Raw genomic sequence first — 17,492 nt, 5'->3', positions numbered from 1 at the left:
TGTATTTTATTTTAGGTCAATGAATAAATTTCCATATATTATATATATTGATACCAATTAGGACGACCATAATAAAAACTGATAAATGATCTACAAGCTTATCGTTTATTTTTTTATTAATCAGTCTTCCGCATATACCGCCTGAAATACCTGCCGCTATCATAAGTATCAGCAAACCAGGCTGGAACCGGGGCACATTCCCGGAACATAAGGTACTTACGAGACTTGTGACCTGTGAAAACAAAATAATATATAAAGAATTTTCTGCTGCCACCTTTGTAGACATGGAAAAGAAATAGTATAAAATAACCAGATTAACAGGGCCACCTCCAATTCCTAAGAAAGAAGACAAAAGCCCTAATATACTGCCTAAGACTAAACAGATCGGCATATTCTCCATTTGATAGGTTTTAATACCTGACCGGTTCAAAGCGTAACCTAAAGTCCCAATTGTAATGATTAACAAACATACTGACTGAATGACGCCAATCCTGCTTTTATCAGGAAATGCAGCCAAGAGACCTTCAAATAATACTTTTCCTGCTATCCCGCCAAAAGCGGCCCCAATCGCTAACGGTGTTCCGGTTTTCATATTAATCTTTGAGGCACCTTCAAGCTTTGTCCTGATAACGGTATAACTGGTCATAGAAAGCACGGTACAACCGGATAAAAAGCTAATTGCCGCCACACTCATTGCACCAGAAGCATCCAGTGCCGGCTTGATAATAATTCCCCCTCCTATTCCGCAAATTGCACCAATAGCGGATGCAATAAAGCAAATCAGGAAAAATATAAGATACATATATGTTTCTCCTATCTGTACTGTATTATTTTCTTTGTATTTGCAGCGCTATCTCAGACATCTTTGGAAGGCAGGCTTCAAAGAACATTTGATAAGATTTACAGAAATACTGTTCATATGGTTCTGTGTCCAGACGGTTTCTGCGGCAGCCGCTTCGGCATATGAAATAATACTTACATACCCTGCATCTTACATGATGAGACTGAGATTGTTCGAGAAAGCCAGACTTTTTTCTTGCCTCATCTATCTCTGGTATACTGTTTTCACATAAATTACCAATACAATACTGCTCCATTGCATAAAAATCGCAGGGATAAACGGATCCGTTTGCTTCGACAACATACTGTTTTCCGCAAGTTCCCCGCATATCACAGGATTCTGGCGGTAGCCCGAGTAAAATGGAGATATAATTCTCAAATTGGCGTATATAGGGCTGTTCCCCCGTTTGTAAATCCTGAAACCATAACTGGAATAATTGTATTAAAAATTCTCCGTAGACTTCCGGGGTAAGAGAATATTCTCTTTTACCCGGTTCTTCTCCCATTGGATCAAGGCATGCAATAAATTGAAGAAATTTTAGACCGTGCCGTTTATAGAACTCATAATTGCGTTTTATGTCTAAAGCTGATTTACCAGTTACAACTGATAAAATATTAAATTCTACCCCGTGTTTTCTGAACAGATTAATTGTCTCCATTACCTGATGAAAGCTTCCTTCACCTCTGTCATTTATTCTGTAATAGTCATGAACTTTAGATATACCGTCAAGGGACAAACCAACCAGGAAATGATGTTTAACAAAAAATTCGGCCCAGGCCTTGTTCATTGAGTAACCGTTTGTCTGAATAGAATTATGAATTTTTACTTTATTCACATTATATTTATCTTGCAGCTCCATTGACATTTTATAAAAGTCCAGACCAATTAAAGTCGGTTCTCCTCCCTGATAGGCTATAGAGCATTCCCCTTCTGCAAAGGCTAATACCTCTTTCATCACAGCTTCCAGGGTGCTATGGGTCATAAACCCAAAAGAAGGATTCTGCCGTTTGGACATGGTATCATAGTAAAAACAATATTTACATCTTAAGTTACAATTACCTGATGATGGCTTAATTAATACACTGATAGGCGGCACTTTTTCCCTCCTTTATGCTAAAAATCCACACATTCAGTTACTCTTTATTCTGTGATTCGCAGTTATTTTAAGTTCACCCCGCGCGCTGGGCGGATTATCAGCCCACCGTTCTGTTTCTTCCCAGCCAGTGGCTTTCTCATAATACCGGAACCAGTTCAGGTTCCTGGTCCGTCTGAATTGTTCCAACTCTATTTCTTCCGGATTTCCATTATGCTCTGCTATTTTTATAAACCATTCCCTAAGTTTAGGGAAACTCTCTATTATGTTAACCGTTTCATCCGGATCATTCTTTAAGTCAAACAATAAATCAAATCGTTCCTGTCCATGATAAGAGATGTATTTACATTCCCGGTAGCGGATCATTATGCCGTATTGATTTTTATCCTTGTGAGTATCTATAAACTGGCTGATTATAACCCTTTCAAAGTCTTCGCTTTCTTCCTCAGTTAACAGATTTTTTAAACTTTTTCCGTCTGCTTCTTCACAAAAAGCAGTACCCGCCAGCTCACATAACGTAGGTCCAAGATCCATAATACTAACCGGCGATAGAACTTTCTTACCTGCTTTTAAACCTGTGCCCTCAAAAATCATTGGTATTTTAACGGATTTTTCAAAAAATGTCTGTTTTCCGAATATCCTCCTTTCACCAGCCTGATCACCATGGTCGGAAAGATAGCCAAAGATATGTCCATTTTGCTTTTTTTGTGTATAGGATAAAAAGGCATCCCGGACTTGTCCAATCTGGCTGTCCATCCGTTCGATCATACCACAATACGCAGCATAAACACCTTTCACCGTATTTTCATCCACTTCTTGATTGCAGTGATTTTTTAAGAGGTCAAAATCCTGCATATAATGCGGAATATTATGAAAGAAATTAGGTATTCCTGCTTTATCCAAATATTTCAGATAAAGTTCCTCCGGGGCAACATACGGAAAATGAGGTCCATAGGTGCCAACTAATATAAACTGAGGCTTTTCGTGCTCCTGTCTTAAATATTCCAGTGCCGTCTCAACAATCTGATCGTCGTAATGCAATACGGGAGATTCACCGCCGCCTACAACATCCGTACACCAGGGTTCACCAAATGTCCGCACAAAATCTCCCCGCTCCTTTTTGAGCTGTTCCACCGGTCTGTTCCAACCTGTTGGTGTCATATCAAAAGCCAGCCTTTTTGTAAATCCGTGACGCTGATCAGGCCCTATAAAGTGCATCCGGCCAATTAAAACCGTTTCATAGCCAGCCGCAGTCAGGGCATGGGTAAAGCAGGGTATCTGGCTGCTTAACGTATCATTATTCGTAAAAATTCCTGTCTTTCCTGGTAAAAGCCCTGACAGCATTGACATTCTTGCCGGAACACAAAGGGGACAGGAAGTGTATGCAGCCTCAAATGAAGTTCCCTCACTTCTTAAACGCATTAAATTAGGCGTATCTACTAACTCACTCCCCCACCCGGAAAACAAAGGACTATGCTGATCACTCATAAAAAGCAAAATATCTTTCATACAAAACTCCTATCTGTGATATTGAAAAAACTGCTCCTGTTTTTTTCAATTTACTCCCGTCAGTGTGCTTTAGCACACACTTAAATCAAGACATTGAAAAAACTATCCTGTTTTTTCAATTTACTCCCGTCAGTGTGCTTTAGCACACACTTAAATCAAGACATTGAAAAAACTATCCTGTTTTTTCAATTTACTCCCGTCAGTGTGCTTTTACGCACCTTTACTTCCGGATGCCTCTTCGCGAGTTCTTTTGCTGCCCAGCTTCTGCCTGTATTCTCAAGACGCTTTAAATACTCAGGTAAATGTCCTTTACTATGAAAAGGTCCTCCTTCTGCAATTACAGTCCACATGGGATCCGTCTGACTTTGATGCACCATTTTTTTCATATTCTCTGTATACCATTGATCCAGCAAATACGTACCCTTCCAGCAAAATTCTTTCTTCTCCTTCGCAAGGTCCTTAAGCTGGTGGGGATCTTCTTTGATATTAAACAGCATCTCTTGCGGATGAAGATGAAAGCCATCATGATAGGTTCTTATATACATCCAGTCATCAAACCGTACTGCTCGCTGGCAGACATGAGCGCACTGGCTGACCACCAGATATTCCCGGCCTCCATCCTTTCCCTCTAACAAGGTCTGTGCATAACTGATACCATCATATTCCGGCTCCTTGCATACACCAACTATCTTTTCTGACACCTTCGCTGCAGGCATGGGTCCTAACAACTCTTTTAAAGTCGGCAGTAAATCAAGATTATAGTGTAACCCGGAGGACATATGGTTTTTGATTCCACCTGGCCACTTAATAATCATTGGAATATGGGTGGTCGGGTAATCTGCCGAACCATGCTCATCATATTCTCCCAGTTCCCCTAAATCTTCTCCATGATCCGCTGTTATGATAATCGCTGTATCCTCATAGCATCCCTCTGCCTTAAGCCAATCAAGCAGTTTACCGATATGCTTGTCCATGTACCAGATTCCGGTATCATAATCATCTATGTTCTTCTTATAATCTTTCATGGTACGGATTTGACCCAGCTGTCTTGGAAATAATGGCGTCACTGCATCATCATACATGGATAATTCCTGGGCAGAATGAGGACCAACTTCCTTGTCCCTATGCTCTTTCAATAATTCTTCATTCATCCATTCTTCTCTGGGAAGGGGTATCGTTTCAAAGGGATTACCTTCCTCCAAGGGTGTACGGTACGGTGTATGGGGGTCCCAGTAATGTACATGTAGGAACCAGTCTTCTTTGTTTTTATTACGTTCCAGCCAGTCAAGCGCATAAGGGGTGACTTCATCTGCTGTTTCAAGTCCTCTTTTTCCGACGTTATAACATTCATTAAAGCCTGCATTAAACCACCATGCACCATGACGCTCCGGAAATGAACTGACAGAAGCCGTATGCATCCCATATCGTTTCATCACTGCCGGAAGATTATCTCTGGTATTGGTATCCATCATGATTCGGTCCTCTCCATCCAGTCTCATATCGGCCGCAGTTCCGCCATGTCCGACAACCCCTGTATGGATACCAAACCGACCGGTCACCAAAGCAGCTCTAGAAGGCAGACATGGTGCATCCGAACAATAGTAATCCTGATAGCAAATCCCATCCCGCGCAATCGAATCAATATAGGGTGAAGTTGGTCTCTGATATCCATAACAGCCCAAATGATCCGGTCTTAACGTATCACAGTCAATAAATAAAATTTTCATATTTAATACCAATTGAGTATTGCAAGTCCACTAGCAATACCGCCACTATAAAAGGTTGAAGAATCCGAATGTGGCATCCTTTCAATTCTTAAATTTTCTTTCAACCTTAGATAACTCCTTACTGATTAACAAAACCAAATCGTTCATATATTGCTGCCGGTGCCTCGTTTTCTTTTAACAAATTGGCAAGTGCTAACTCCATCCGTTCCTTAACCTCTGGCAGATGGACAGGATTTACCTGCTTCGGATCCTGTTCTAAATCAAATAGTAAATCCTCCGTAATCTTTGCGGCTCCCCTTGCTGCTACAGGAATACGCATTACCTTGCATCCTTTTGTAAAGGTAAAGCCTTCTGTGAATTCTGCTCTTTGCATTTCTTTTACGGAAAATAACATGGTCATGTGGGTTGGCATTAGTGTATACTCATCAATCTCGGAACCGTCTGTACGCACTGCTCTCATATACACATAACGTCCATCCGTGATATTAATCGGACCGCCATGGATTCCATAGATACCGTACTCCCGAACTGCTTCATCTTTCTCAGCCGCAGCTTTAAGGGGTTTACCTAACATATCTTTGGGGATAGGGTACTGAAAGAAATCAAGTAAGGTTGGAGCAATATCAATGGTCTGTACCAAAGCTTTCCTGTGCTCACCTGAAGTCTTGCCGCGAGGATCCCATAGGAATAGAGGTGTATGAGCAACTTCATTGTATTCCGGCATGGAAGTCTTACCCCACCAGTCGTGTTCACCAAGAATAAAGCCATGATCTGTATTTACGATCAGCATAGTATCCTTCCAGAGGTCATACTCATCCATAAGATCTAAGACCCTGCCAAGACTTCTATCACAAAATTCTGCCAAAGCATAATACTTTCGGCGAATTTTATCAATGGTTTCCTCATCTTCTTTTGCAGGCGCATAAGGAGGCCAGTCCTTCTCGTATTCGTTATCCGGATCAAACCAGCGGCTTAGATAATTATCCGGCGAATCAAAAGGCTCATGAGGATCAAAGGTTTCAATCTGGACAAACCAGTTATCATATTCTGCATTCCGTTTAATAAAATCAATACCATTGTCAAAGGTATGGGTCTGGGGGTAATCTGCTTCTGTCCTGCATACAGTCCGGTTATCCATATTCTGCCACCCACCGCTTTTTCTAATGGTTCTAAGGGGTTCCGGCTGTGACTGCGGACTTAACAGTTGAGGGGAATACTCGGTTTCTCTAGGGGCGCAGTTTCCAATCCAGGTATCCGTTTCCTGTCCTCTAAAGCATTCCCAGGTAGAAAAACGGTTGTGATAGGTAGCCCCTCCATCCTGTACATAATGGTAATGATCCGTAGCTAAATGAGTATGGATTCCTGCCTTTTTTAATAGTTCAGGCATGGAATCATCAAAGGGCTCTAGTGGACCCCAGCTTCGGTGTAAAAAATTCGGACGGCCAGTATGTAATTCACGTCTTGCCGGCATACAAGGTAAACTGCAGACATAGCTGTTGTCAAACGTTACTGTATGCTTTGCCAGGCGTTCAAAATTTGGCATAGGAACGATTGATTCGTTATAACAGGATAAAAGATCTCTTCGAAGAGAATCATACATAATCATGATAGCTCGCATTTTATTGCCTCCTTTTTGGATATTTCTTATAAAATAGGATGCTGCAAAATTATTTTATTTACAGCATCCCGATATTTAAATAATTTGCAGATTTTCTACACGCCTTGTTTCCTGGGCTAATTTAATCCGTATTTTCTTTTCTTTCAGTTTTTTCAGTTTATTAGAATTTGTACGGTAAATCATAAAAATCAAGAATAAGGAATAGATAATTATATTTTGGGTACTTCCTCCCAGTGCCAGCTTGGATAGTCCTAAGGTTAATAATTTTATGCTAAGTGCTCCGCCCAGAACCCCAATAACAGGATTACCGACAAAGGATCCAAGCCAGATACCTAAAAACATCGGGAACATATTACTGAATACACTGCCATTGCTGCTCATTCCCAGACCAGGTATTAAGGTTCCCTTATAGGCTGTATCAAAAACTCCCGCGCAGGCAACCAGTGCGCCTGCAATAACATAACACCAGATACAGTTTTTAAAGATATTGATACCCGAATCCGCTGCTAATTTCTGACTTCCCTGAATAGCACGGCGGCTGTAACCAAAAGTACTGTGCTGGAACAAAATAGTCATAATAAATATAAGCAGGATTGCTATGAAAAATATAAAGGTTATATTAGATAAGATTTCAACATTCTTTTTCCCATACAGCATAAGTCCCTGCTGGTTATAAGCTCCAAATGAAAAACATTCAAAAATCAGTGTCATACCAATACCAAGTACCATGGGAAGAATACGCATGTTAACAAAGATAACTCCCACTAACAGCCCGCATAAAGCACCGATTACTATGCTTAATATAAGAATTCCGATACCTCCTAAATTAAGCTGCAACGCGATATTTCCTCCAAAGATACATCCCATAAACATCTGTGCACCGGCAGAGAGATCCATACGTCCCAAAAGCAGATTACAATTAAGGGCCATCGCAAAGCAATAACAGGTAATAACCGTACGGAAAAGCACCCTCAAATCGGCAATAGAACTAATTAATCCCTTACCTGTTGACAATCTGTCAATGATTTCGAATATAAGAAACACAGCAAGGGGCATTAAAATTAACTTCAGTACACTTTGTAATTTATATATAACTGTTTTTTGATTCATGAATATATCCTTCCTTCAAATAATTGCGTTTTCGATATGGCCGGTTTATTCAAGACGGGATTTTGCTTCATCAAAGTTTACACTGTCATAAACAGCCTGGATTCCTTCCGAAGTCAAGTCAGGATGATAAATACCAAGTGTCTGATCGATTACATTATAATCTACAATCCACTTATTTCCGCCTGCTACATCCCAGTTTGACAGAGTACTCATCTGCTCGGGATTCTCAATTGCCCACATTCTAAACAATACTTGTGACGGATCACCGCTAGCTTCAATATTTAAGTTGCTATAACCGGTTAATGCATTATATACTTTTACAAATCCCATACTGCTTACCATACTGGTGGATTTTACCGATGCCATATTGATGGATGAATTACCAAAAGCATCCTTTGTATTAAAGGCGTTCAAAAGGGAATTTGAGATAGATGCTACCGAAGCCACTTTAATATCTTTTTTAAATGCCTTTTCTACTTCGTCAACAACAACTGCTGTCTCCGTAAAAGATTGTCCCGACTGAATAAATACTCCGTAATTTCCTGTTTGCAGCGCTGTACTGACACCAGCCAGCCAGCCTTCATTCTGTGATGAAACACCAGGATAAATATAAATTTTTATATTTTTATCATTAGCAACTTCGATTGGAGCAGATGCAACTGCCAGATTTTTAATAGTATCTTCATAAGTCAGACCATACTTCTCCTGAAGTGCGGATAAAGCTGCTTCCGTACACTCTGAATGCTGGGTATTCCCTTTATAAGCAAGGGAAGATGTAATCAGGAAACCCTCGCTTCCGTCATCGGAGGCATTTTTTGTCAGCCAATCTTTAAACAGACTTCCAACATATGGCTGATCAGCAGCAAAGGAACCGGTAAAGTTCTCATACCCTCCTGTAAATGCATCTTCAACTAATGGTGAACGTTGATTATTAATTACATATGCCATTCCATATTCCTTACAGACCTGAGCCATCTGATTTGCATCTTCTGACCGGTAACTAATAATCGCATCGGCACCTAAATCAGCACAATTCTCTATAAAACTTAATTCATCATCCGTATCTTTTACTTGTTCGGAAAATACAAATTCCACATTATATTTTTTCGCAAGATAGTTTTCATAATAATCACGGCGGATTACTACCTCATCAATGGCCTGTGGTTCACAGACACCTATTTTAAAGGTTTTAAAATCCTGTGGCGATTTTTGCTGGTTATCAGTATCGCCTGTTTGCTCTGTTCCGCTTGTTTGTTCTGTTCCACCTGTCTGTTGTGTTTCTGTCGTACCTTTACCGGTATCTCCCCCTGTTTTATCACCACCGGTATTACTTTTACCACAGGCTATGAGACTTAAACTCATGACTGCTGTTAAAGCCAATGCTAATACTCTTTTTTTCATAATAATTTCTCTCCTTTTTTATTAAATTGAATTGCAGCTTTATTGATAACCTTTCCTAAACCTGTTGTCTTGTCGGCAAGGTTTGTGGACGTTCACTGTTCATATAGACTAAAAGCAGGAATATGGCACCACGTACTCCCTGGATTACGGTAGGTGAAATACCAACCATTAACAATCCCTTATTAAGGGCTGAAACCGTCAACGCTCCAAGAAGACCTGCATAAGAGTTGGACTTTGCACCGCCGAAAATAGACATACCGCCCAAAACAGTAGCAAGCATAACATCCATTCCCATTCCGTTTCCTACTTCAGTACTCACCGAACCGGTACGTATTATTGTAAAAACTGCTGCCAGCCCAACACCAATACCTGCCATAAGAAAGCTGATATATTTTGCCTTGCTGGAATTCATACCAGTCTGATTTGCACAGACATCATTGCCGCCGATAAAACGAAGTTCCCGTCCAGCCGAGGTTAAGTGGAATACCACAAAACATAATACAAAATATCCGATAAAGGCAGCGTAGCGAAAGCCGGAATTTTCCATTATTTTACACATTGCATAATCAACCTTCAGAGTTTCTGGCCCTAATATATTACTTACGATAGCACTGTATAACTGAATCATAACAATAGCAACTGTAATGGACTTTACTCCGAAAATAACACTCATCGTACAATTAAACACCATGAGCAGAATCCCTGAAACAATTGCCGAAACAACCATCAGAACAGCATTTCCTGTCGTATTATAGACCAATGCACCAATGGTAGCAGCCAGAGCCATGGCATTTCCAACAGAGATATCAAGATTACCCGTAGTGTATATAAAGGAAACGGCCGTAGCCATAGTACCAATAATAATGGCCTGATTAAATATACCTAAGAATATATTTTTCCCAAAAAAACTCCCACCTGTTGCCGCTCCAAAGACTGAAATAATCAGAAGAAGAACTATAATCGGAAAAGCAAAGGAAAAAGAAGGGTTATTTTTAATAATACTAACGCGGTCCGTCAAACTAAGACGGGGCGTGCCTTTTATAATTTCAGTATCAGTCATATTATTCACCTTTCTTATATCATACTCTCAATTAACTGATGCTCATTGTAGCTTTCTTTGCGGTAGAATTCCCCATTTAACCTTCCGTCCTTTAAAATCAGAATTCGGTCTGCCATACCGATAAGTTCAGGCATTTCTTCACTGATCATCACAATTGATTTGCCCTTTTTTTTCATCTCATAGATCAAACGGTACATAGAAGCTTTTACACCAATATCCACGCCTCGGGTTGGGCAATCCAGGATTAATATATCTGCATCATCTGCAATCCATTTTCCAAATACGACCTTTTGCTTGTTTCCTCCTGACATTGCCTTCACCGGCTGGAGTATATTCACGCATTTAATGGCCAGGGCATCCACTTGAAGCATGGCATATTTCTTTTCTTTCTTACTTGACATAATTGGACCAAACAGTCGGTTCTTTTTATAACCGGTGCTTTGGATATTAGCACCAATGGAGGCATTTAATTCCAAAGACTCCGTATCACGGTTCTTTGATACATAACCCATGCTGTTTTTAAAAGCAATCTGAGGACTTTTTACAACTGTACTGGATTGAGTAATGACAACTTTTCCATCCACTACTTCCTCTAATCCATAAAGTGCCCGGCCAAGTTCATGCATTCCGCAATCGGAAAGCCCACCAATTCCCAAAATCTCACCTTTATGTAATTCCAGGTCAAAACACAGCAGATCTTTCATCGTGGTAATACAATCTGCCTTAAGTACTACTTCATTACCGTACCCATCCATATCCACACGATAATAATTTCCTTTTATCTCCCGGCCAACCATTTTATGCTTAATATCATTCTCTTCATAGGCTGATTTCTCCAGGTTATCAATAATGACGCCGTCTCTGAGAATAGTAAGGGTATCACAGTGTTCCATTAATTCATCCAAATCATGGCTGATAAAGACTACCGCTTTATTTTCCTCTGCTGCTTTATGCATCAGTTTATATAGAAGTGTCCTTCCCTTTTGTGATAGTGCAGTTGTCGTCTCATCCACTACAAAGAGGTCTGGATCATTATACATCGTTCGTGCAATCTCAATGAGTTTACGTTCCTGCATATCATACAAGTGGGTAGGATAAGCAGGATTTATATGAGTTGCACCAATCTTTTCCAACGCCTTCTTCGCTTCTGCATTCATCTTAGAACGGCTTATGAACATACCTCTCTTAAATGACTGATAATTTCCGAGAAAAATATTCTCCGCTACCGTGACATTGTCAATGGTACCAGCTTCCTGAACAATCATACCAATTCCGTTATTTACAGCGTCTAAGGTACTTTCCGGCTTCCAAAGCTTTCCTTTATAATACATTTCACCACTGGTTGCAGGTTGTATTCCTGCAATGATTGAAGAAACTGTAGATTTGCCCGAGCCATTTTCACCGATGAGCCCTCTGATTTCCCCACGCTTTATGGAAATATTTACAGATTTAAGAGCTACTGTCACTCCAAAGTTTTTACACATGTCTTTTACTTCAACCAGAATCTCACCTTTTGCTGACATGTTTTTTTCTCCCTTTCTTTAGATTGAATTTCAAACGACAAGTAAAGTAAATGGATCGTTATACATGAATTATAAAAAATTCTACCGTTCTACACTATAAAATTCACGATGTCAGCTATCAAATTTCCGACTACCTGGTTTCTCCAAAACAAATACCTATCAAAAAAATTAAAATCCTATCGTATTTATGACTTTTGACTGCCTCAAAGCTAAAAATTTATTATATCTGAAGTTCTGTACAATACCGGATAATTTCATACATTGATTTTTTACCTTCCCGTATCAAAGCCTGTATCTCTTCCACACGGTCGGCAGGACATATGTTTTTTACCCGGTTCCAAGTCATTTCATAATTAAAACGACTGTCATAGGTAAATGGTACAATATCGCAGGTAGACTGATACCAGTCCAGCATTTTCAAACGCATATCCGTTACAATACCTTGATATGCCCCGTCATCAGCAAGATTATGTGTCTCTCCCGGATCTCTTCCTAAGTCAAATAACTGATCCGGTTCATATAAACGGCGTATATATTTATACTGTTTTGTCCGCAGCATTGTTGCTTTTGTATGAGCCTTATCATCTTCTTCTGCTTTTATACGGGGCCAGTATACATTACGGGGATTGACACCTGTTTCTCCGTCAACATGACTTTCATCGCAATGGATTTCGCCGGCAAGGCGACCCCCTTCACAGCAGGCATAGTCCCGGACTGCCAGACTGCGGTCTGCTATATTTCCTCTAAGGCTGATTCCAAAATGAGTATGATCTGGTTTAATTCCGGCAAAATCCATGGCTGTACCATAGAAATCTACAAGTTCAACAATACTGTCGCTTATTCCGTTATCTACCTCATAACCTTTTGGCGGTTTAATTAAGAACGGAACCCGTACAAGATTATCATAAAACGTATTTTGATTTTTTTCTGTTAAACCAAATTGCCCCTGATAATCCCCATGGTCACTGAAGAAAAAAATAGCACAGTCATCATAGATACCGGCCGTTTTGAGCCCCTCACATAACCGGCGGAACATATCATCTACCTTCATGCACATTCCAAGGTAAGAGGCACGCAACTCATTCCAGTCTTCTTCTGTAAACTCCTCCATTCCCTGGTTATTTCTAATCATTGTTTCAATTAGGGGTTCCGAAGAATCCGGACTGCGATCTACTACTCTTTTAGAAAGTTTTGTCCTGTCAATGGCAGAAAAGTAAGGCTCCTCCACTCCATACTCCGGATGGGGGTTTATAAGACCTAAAAATAAACAGAGAGGCCGTTCATCAATTGGATTAAGGGCGCGCTGTATAGCTGCGTCTACGACTTCGTCATCACTGCTGTAACGGATTCCCTCTTCATCGGTTTTAAGACAGCCCTGGTAATGGGAATAATAATATTTTCCCCCTGGCTCACCACGCAATCCCGGATTCACTGGACCTGGAGGCGGTAATACATCCCCTCCATAGAAAATCTCATTCGCATGAGCTTTGAAAGTCCCTTCCTCCTGCCCCGGAAGAAAATCATTTCTTGCATTCATCCATACATAATATCCATTCTCTTTTAATTCTTTTAATATACTGCTTTCATGAGAATGGAGCATATGATTCATGGTGCGGTGACCGTGGACATGGGGATATAATCCGGTAAGAAAACTACATCTGCTGGGTACGCATACGGGATTCTGGCAATATGCATTCCGATATGAAACAGCCTCCGTTGCTGCCAATTCATCCAAAAAAGGGGTCTTAGCTGCCGGATTCTCTCCCATATGTGCCAATGCAGAGTTTTGCATTTGATCCGGATTAAAGATAATAATATGTGGTCTTTTTTTCATAGTTCTCCTCCATTAGTTTGTTATTTCTCCATTTTAAAAGATGCCAGGTTACCAGTCTGTCGTAATTCCGGTCTCTTATATCGTAAATGAGACTATGAGCCTTGCAATCTCTTGAAAAAAATAGACAGCATATACTGCTGTCTGGTTGAAGCTTTATTTTTCTAATTATATAATAATTTTGTCCCTAATCAAATCTGTAATATCAGAACTTGTACCTACGTAAATTTCATACTCCATATGCTCAAGTTCCATTTGATTTTTACTTTCGTTATACCAGCTAAGTTCTGATATCCGGCAGGATATTTCAACAGTTTTCTCTTCGCCGGTCAATAAATTAACTCTTTTAAACCCTCGTAACACTTTCACCGGTCTATCCACTATGGAATTCTTGAATCCTATGTACAGTTGAACAACTTCTGCGCCATTTCTTTTTCCAGTATTCGTAATATTAAATTGTACTGTAATATTGTTTATATCCTTTCTAACTTTTAGGCTGTCTATTTTAAAGGTGGTATAAGATAATCCAAATCCATAGGGATACCTTGGTTTGATCTCTTCCTTTTCTAATTTAGTATAACCATGATAATATTCATAATACTGATAATCTGTATTCCAATTTATTTGCGGTAAATCTGTTTCTTTTACCGGGACAACATAGGGCAGCTTTCCGCTGGGATTAACATCTCCAAATATAATTTCACCAATTGCCGTGCCTCCCTCCATTCCCGGATAATAAGCCATCAAAGCTGCACTGACATCGTCAATCCAATCTTCCATCATAATCATATTACCGCCAAACATGACTACGACCGAATTTCTATTTTGTGGTCCTACTTCCTGTAATAACTGTATATCTTCCTTATGTAACCCTAGGCTCAACACCCGGTCTCCCCCTACAGCACCAGTATAAAGATCATTCTGATCTTCTGCAACGTATTCACCTTCATCGTTGTAATCATATCCTACGGCAAAAACAACTGCATCTGCTTCTTTTGCCAACTCCTTACAGTGTTCTAAATCCATTCCCTCATAATAATGAACCTCTGTATCAGGAGCCGCATTTATAAGCCCCTGCAGCGGCGTTACAATATATTCCGGATACACTTCACTGGAACCACGATCTCCGATTACAGCCTTATTGCCTAATTTTCCAAGTACAAGGAGCTTTTTAACGACTTGTCTACTAAACGGTAAGGTTTCGTCTTCATTTTTTAATAAGGTGATTCCTTCTCTGGCCGACTGTAAAGCTAATTGATTATGCTCCGGACATCCTATGACACCAGCACTTACTTCATTATGGCATTCCTCAAAAGCAATTAGAGTGCGGATAATACGAAGTGCCGCTTCATTAATTTTATCCACTTGGACTTTTCCGGCTTTCACTGCATTCACTAGCTTTTCACCATAATATGTGGTACAGCACATCTCCATATCCTGACCACCATTTGCTGCCTCAACCGTATCCCTGACGCCCCATACAAAATCACTCATTACAAAACCGTCAAACTCCCACTCCTTTTTCAAAACCTGATTCAATAAATAATCATGATGTCCGAGGTAAGTTCCCTTATACAAATTATAGGAACTCATAACACTTGCCGCACCCTCATCAATGCATTTCTTAAAATGGGGAAGGAAAACTTCCCTCTCTGTTCTTTTATTACAGTCTACATTAACTTTAAAACGGGAATTTTCCATTTGGTTAAAAGCAAAATGTTTAACACAGGCAATAACTCCTTCTTCCTGTACGCCCCTGATTAGGGCAGATCCCATTTCACCTAAATGGAATGATTCTTCCCCATATGTTTCCTGGCTTCTTCCCCACCCGGGGTTATAAGGTAAGTTAATACAGATTCCTGCAAATAAATTTCCCTTGTAGCCTAAGACCTCTCTACCTATTGCATGTCCTATTTTTTCTTCCAATTCCGTATCAAAAGCAGCCCCCCGCAGCATAGATACCGGGAAACAGGTACTTTTTCCAGTTCCGCAGACAACACCTCTTGGTCCATCACAAAATAACATTGGTGGGACATTATAGTCTGGTAATCCCCCTGCGGGATAAGGAATATAGTTATAGTGCTGATTTGTTTTGCTTCGTATGGCTTCTCTTACTTCCTTAAAATCTATCTTGCCGCTCATCAGAGAAACCTTCTCTTCTAATGATAAGGCATTCACTATTTTCTGCGCTTTCTCCGTATAAGCTAACCTTATGCCTTTACAGCACTTCATTTATTATTCTCCTTAGTTATTAGGTTATTCACCCATAATTTTTTTAATCCTATTTGTTATATGCTCCGGCAGCTCTATACTGGACTGATAGAAATTTTCAGGTTCCTCCAAAGCTTCCGGTGTGGCTATCCATCGTTCGCTTTGGTCAAGCTGTGAATTCTTAAACCACTTTGCCTGAAGCTCTAGATTCTTTTCTCTGACAGCATACCGATTAATGATTTTCTCCGTATCCCAGTTATGATGAACGATTTTTCTCATCTCTTTTACTATATCAGGCTGTTCATCGAATAAATTTACCAATTCATGGGGATCTTCCTCCAAATTAAAAAGCAGGTCATAGTCCTCGTATCCAGCATAAGTAATATATTTCCACTTATCCATTCGTACCATCCTCCCAGGTATTCTTTTTTCCTTCACCGGTCCCTCTAAAATCTCACTAAAGACATATCTATCTACTTCAATACCGCTTTCTAGCTGTGAAACCAGACTTTTTCCATCCTGTTCCGGAAGTGGTTCTGCACCAGTCAATTCGCAAATAGTTGGTCCAACATCCATGATGCTGCAAGGTTTTTTAATCTTTACGCCTGCTGCAATGCCGCTGCCCATAAATATCATCGGGATATGAGCTGACATTTCAAAAAAGGTCTTTTTACCATAGAGTCCCCTTTCTCCAACCTGATCACCGTGATCTGAAAGGTATAGAAAAACCCCTTCCTTTTTGTTCCGATTTAAATAAGCTTCCCATGCCTCGTATACTAATCCAATATTTCTGTCCATGAACTCGATCATTCCCCAGTAAGCAGCTCTTGCTTTTATAACCGTATCCCTTTTAGTATCCTTAAGTTTACTCTTTAGTATTGGATGTTCGTGATTACATCCCTTACTTAAGGTCAGGGGATATTTAACTTTCTCCAGATAATAGTTATATAGCTCTGTGGGTGCAACATAGGGAAAGTGCGGCGCATAGGTTCCAACGACGATACACTGAGGTTTTTCGTGGTCTTTACTGAGATAGTCCAGGGCTGTCCGGATAACATGCCGGTCATATTCCAGTGTAGGTGAATTTCCACCTCCTATGATATTAAGGCACCCTAGCTCAGTTAAGGTTAATCCAAAATGCTTCATTTCCCTGAATGAACTGCGATCCCCGGTGTAGATTGGAGTGATATCGCCAAAAATCCTTTTTGTAAACCCATGCCGCTGGTCTGGTCCCTCAAAGTGCATCCTTCCGCACAAAACTGTTTCATAACCTTGCGCCCCTAAGGAGTGAAGAAAGGTAACCTGATCCGAGGGAATCGAACCGGCATTATCCAGAACGCCCATTTTCGTAGGAAGCTGTCCCGAAAGAAAAGACATTCTTGCAGGGACACATAAGGGACAGGAAGTATATGCAGCATCAAATACTGTCCCCTTAGCTGCGATTCTGTCTAAATTCGGGGTATGTATCACGTCATCTCCTGCGTATCCAGTACATGGACCTGCATGCTGGTCACTTAAAAAAATTAATATATCTTTCTTTCTCATAGAAATACTCCGTTCTCCAAAGA

12 protein-coding genes are annotated in these 17,492 nt (G+C 40.3%); all 12 read right to left on the bottom strand.

The window, feature by feature from the left end; genetic code table 11:
* Positions 1 to 16: 16 nt before the first annotated feature.
* Positions 17 to 802: a sulfite exporter TauE/SafE family protein gene (locus QA584_RS12810; protein ID WP_278274893.1), complete on the bottom strand. Its 786-nt coding sequence runs from the start codon at positions 800 to 802 to the stop codon at positions 17 to 19.
* A 25-nt stretch (positions 803 to 827) separates the two neighbouring features.
* Positions 828 to 1,937 carry an anaerobic sulfatase maturase gene (locus tag QA584_RS12805; protein WP_278274892.1) on the bottom strand — a complete coding sequence of 370 codons (1,110 nt, stop codon included), beginning with the start codon at positions 1,935 to 1,937 and terminating at the stop codon, positions 828 to 830.
* Between the two features lie 33 nt (positions 1,938 to 1,970).
* Positions 1,971 to 3,443: a sulfatase-like hydrolase/transferase gene (locus QA584_RS12800; protein ID WP_278274891.1), complete on the bottom strand. Its 1,473-nt coding sequence runs from the start codon at positions 3,441 to 3,443 to the stop codon at positions 1,971 to 1,973.
* Positions 3,444 to 3,628: 185 nt separating this feature from the next.
* On the bottom strand, positions 3,629 to 5,170 hold the full coding sequence (locus QA584_RS12795) for a sulfatase (protein ID WP_278274890.1): 1,542 nt from the start codon (positions 5,168 to 5,170) through the stop codon (positions 3,629 to 3,631).
* A gap of 118 nt (positions 5,171 to 5,288) precedes the next feature.
* Positions 5,289 to 6,788 (bottom strand): sulfatase, encoded by a 1,500-nt coding sequence (locus QA584_RS12790; protein WP_278274889.1) that lies wholly within the window; start codon positions 6,786 to 6,788, stop codon positions 5,289 to 5,291.
* A gap of 75 nt (positions 6,789 to 6,863) precedes the next feature.
* Positions 6,864 to 7,898, bottom strand: a complete 1,035-nt coding sequence (locus QA584_RS12785; RefSeq protein ID WP_278274888.1) for an ABC transporter permease subunit — start codon at positions 7,896 to 7,898, stop codon at positions 6,864 to 6,866.
* Between the two features lie 45 nt (positions 7,899 to 7,943).
* Positions 7,944 to 9,299 carry an S-layer protein gene (locus tag QA584_RS12780; RefSeq protein ID WP_278274887.1) on the bottom strand — a complete coding sequence of 452 codons (1,356 nt, stop codon included), beginning with the start codon at positions 9,297 to 9,299 and terminating at the stop codon, positions 7,944 to 7,946.
* 55 nt (positions 9,300 to 9,354) lie between these two features.
* A complete protein-coding gene (locus QA584_RS12775; protein ID WP_278274886.1) occupies positions 9,355 to 10,359 on the bottom strand; it encodes an ABC transporter permease in 1,005 nt (334 codons plus the stop codon).
* A 14-nt stretch (positions 10,360 to 10,373) separates the two neighbouring features.
* A complete protein-coding gene (locus QA584_RS12770; RefSeq protein ID WP_278274885.1) occupies positions 10,374 to 11,882 on the bottom strand; it encodes a sugar ABC transporter ATP-binding protein in 1,509 nt (502 codons plus the stop codon).
* 220 nt (positions 11,883 to 12,102) lie between these two features.
* Positions 12,103 to 13,716, bottom strand: coding sequence for a sulfatase-like hydrolase/transferase (locus QA584_RS12765; RefSeq protein WP_278274884.1), 1,614 nt, complete (start codon positions 13,714 to 13,716; stop codon positions 12,103 to 12,105).
* Positions 13,717 to 13,881: 165 nt separating this feature from the next.
* On the bottom strand, positions 13,882 to 15,945 hold the full coding sequence (locus QA584_RS12760) for a beta-glucosidase family protein (RefSeq protein WP_278274883.1): 2,064 nt from the start codon (positions 15,943 to 15,945) through the stop codon (positions 13,882 to 13,884).
* A gap of 24 nt (positions 15,946 to 15,969) precedes the next feature.
* Positions 15,970 to 17,469 (bottom strand): sulfatase-like hydrolase/transferase, encoded by a 1,500-nt coding sequence (locus QA584_RS12755; protein ID WP_278274882.1) that lies wholly within the window; start codon positions 17,467 to 17,469, stop codon positions 15,970 to 15,972.
* Positions 17,470 to 17,492 lie beyond the last annotated feature (23 nt).

It is taken from the genome of Anaerocolumna sp. AGMB13025, from assembly GCF_029689925.1.
Classification (GTDB): domain Bacteria; phylum Bacillota; class Clostridia; order Lachnospirales; family Lachnospiraceae; genus Anaerocolumna.
The sequence above is the reverse complement of the archived record's forward strand: the minus strand, read 5'-3'. Positions and strand labels throughout refer to the sequence as shown.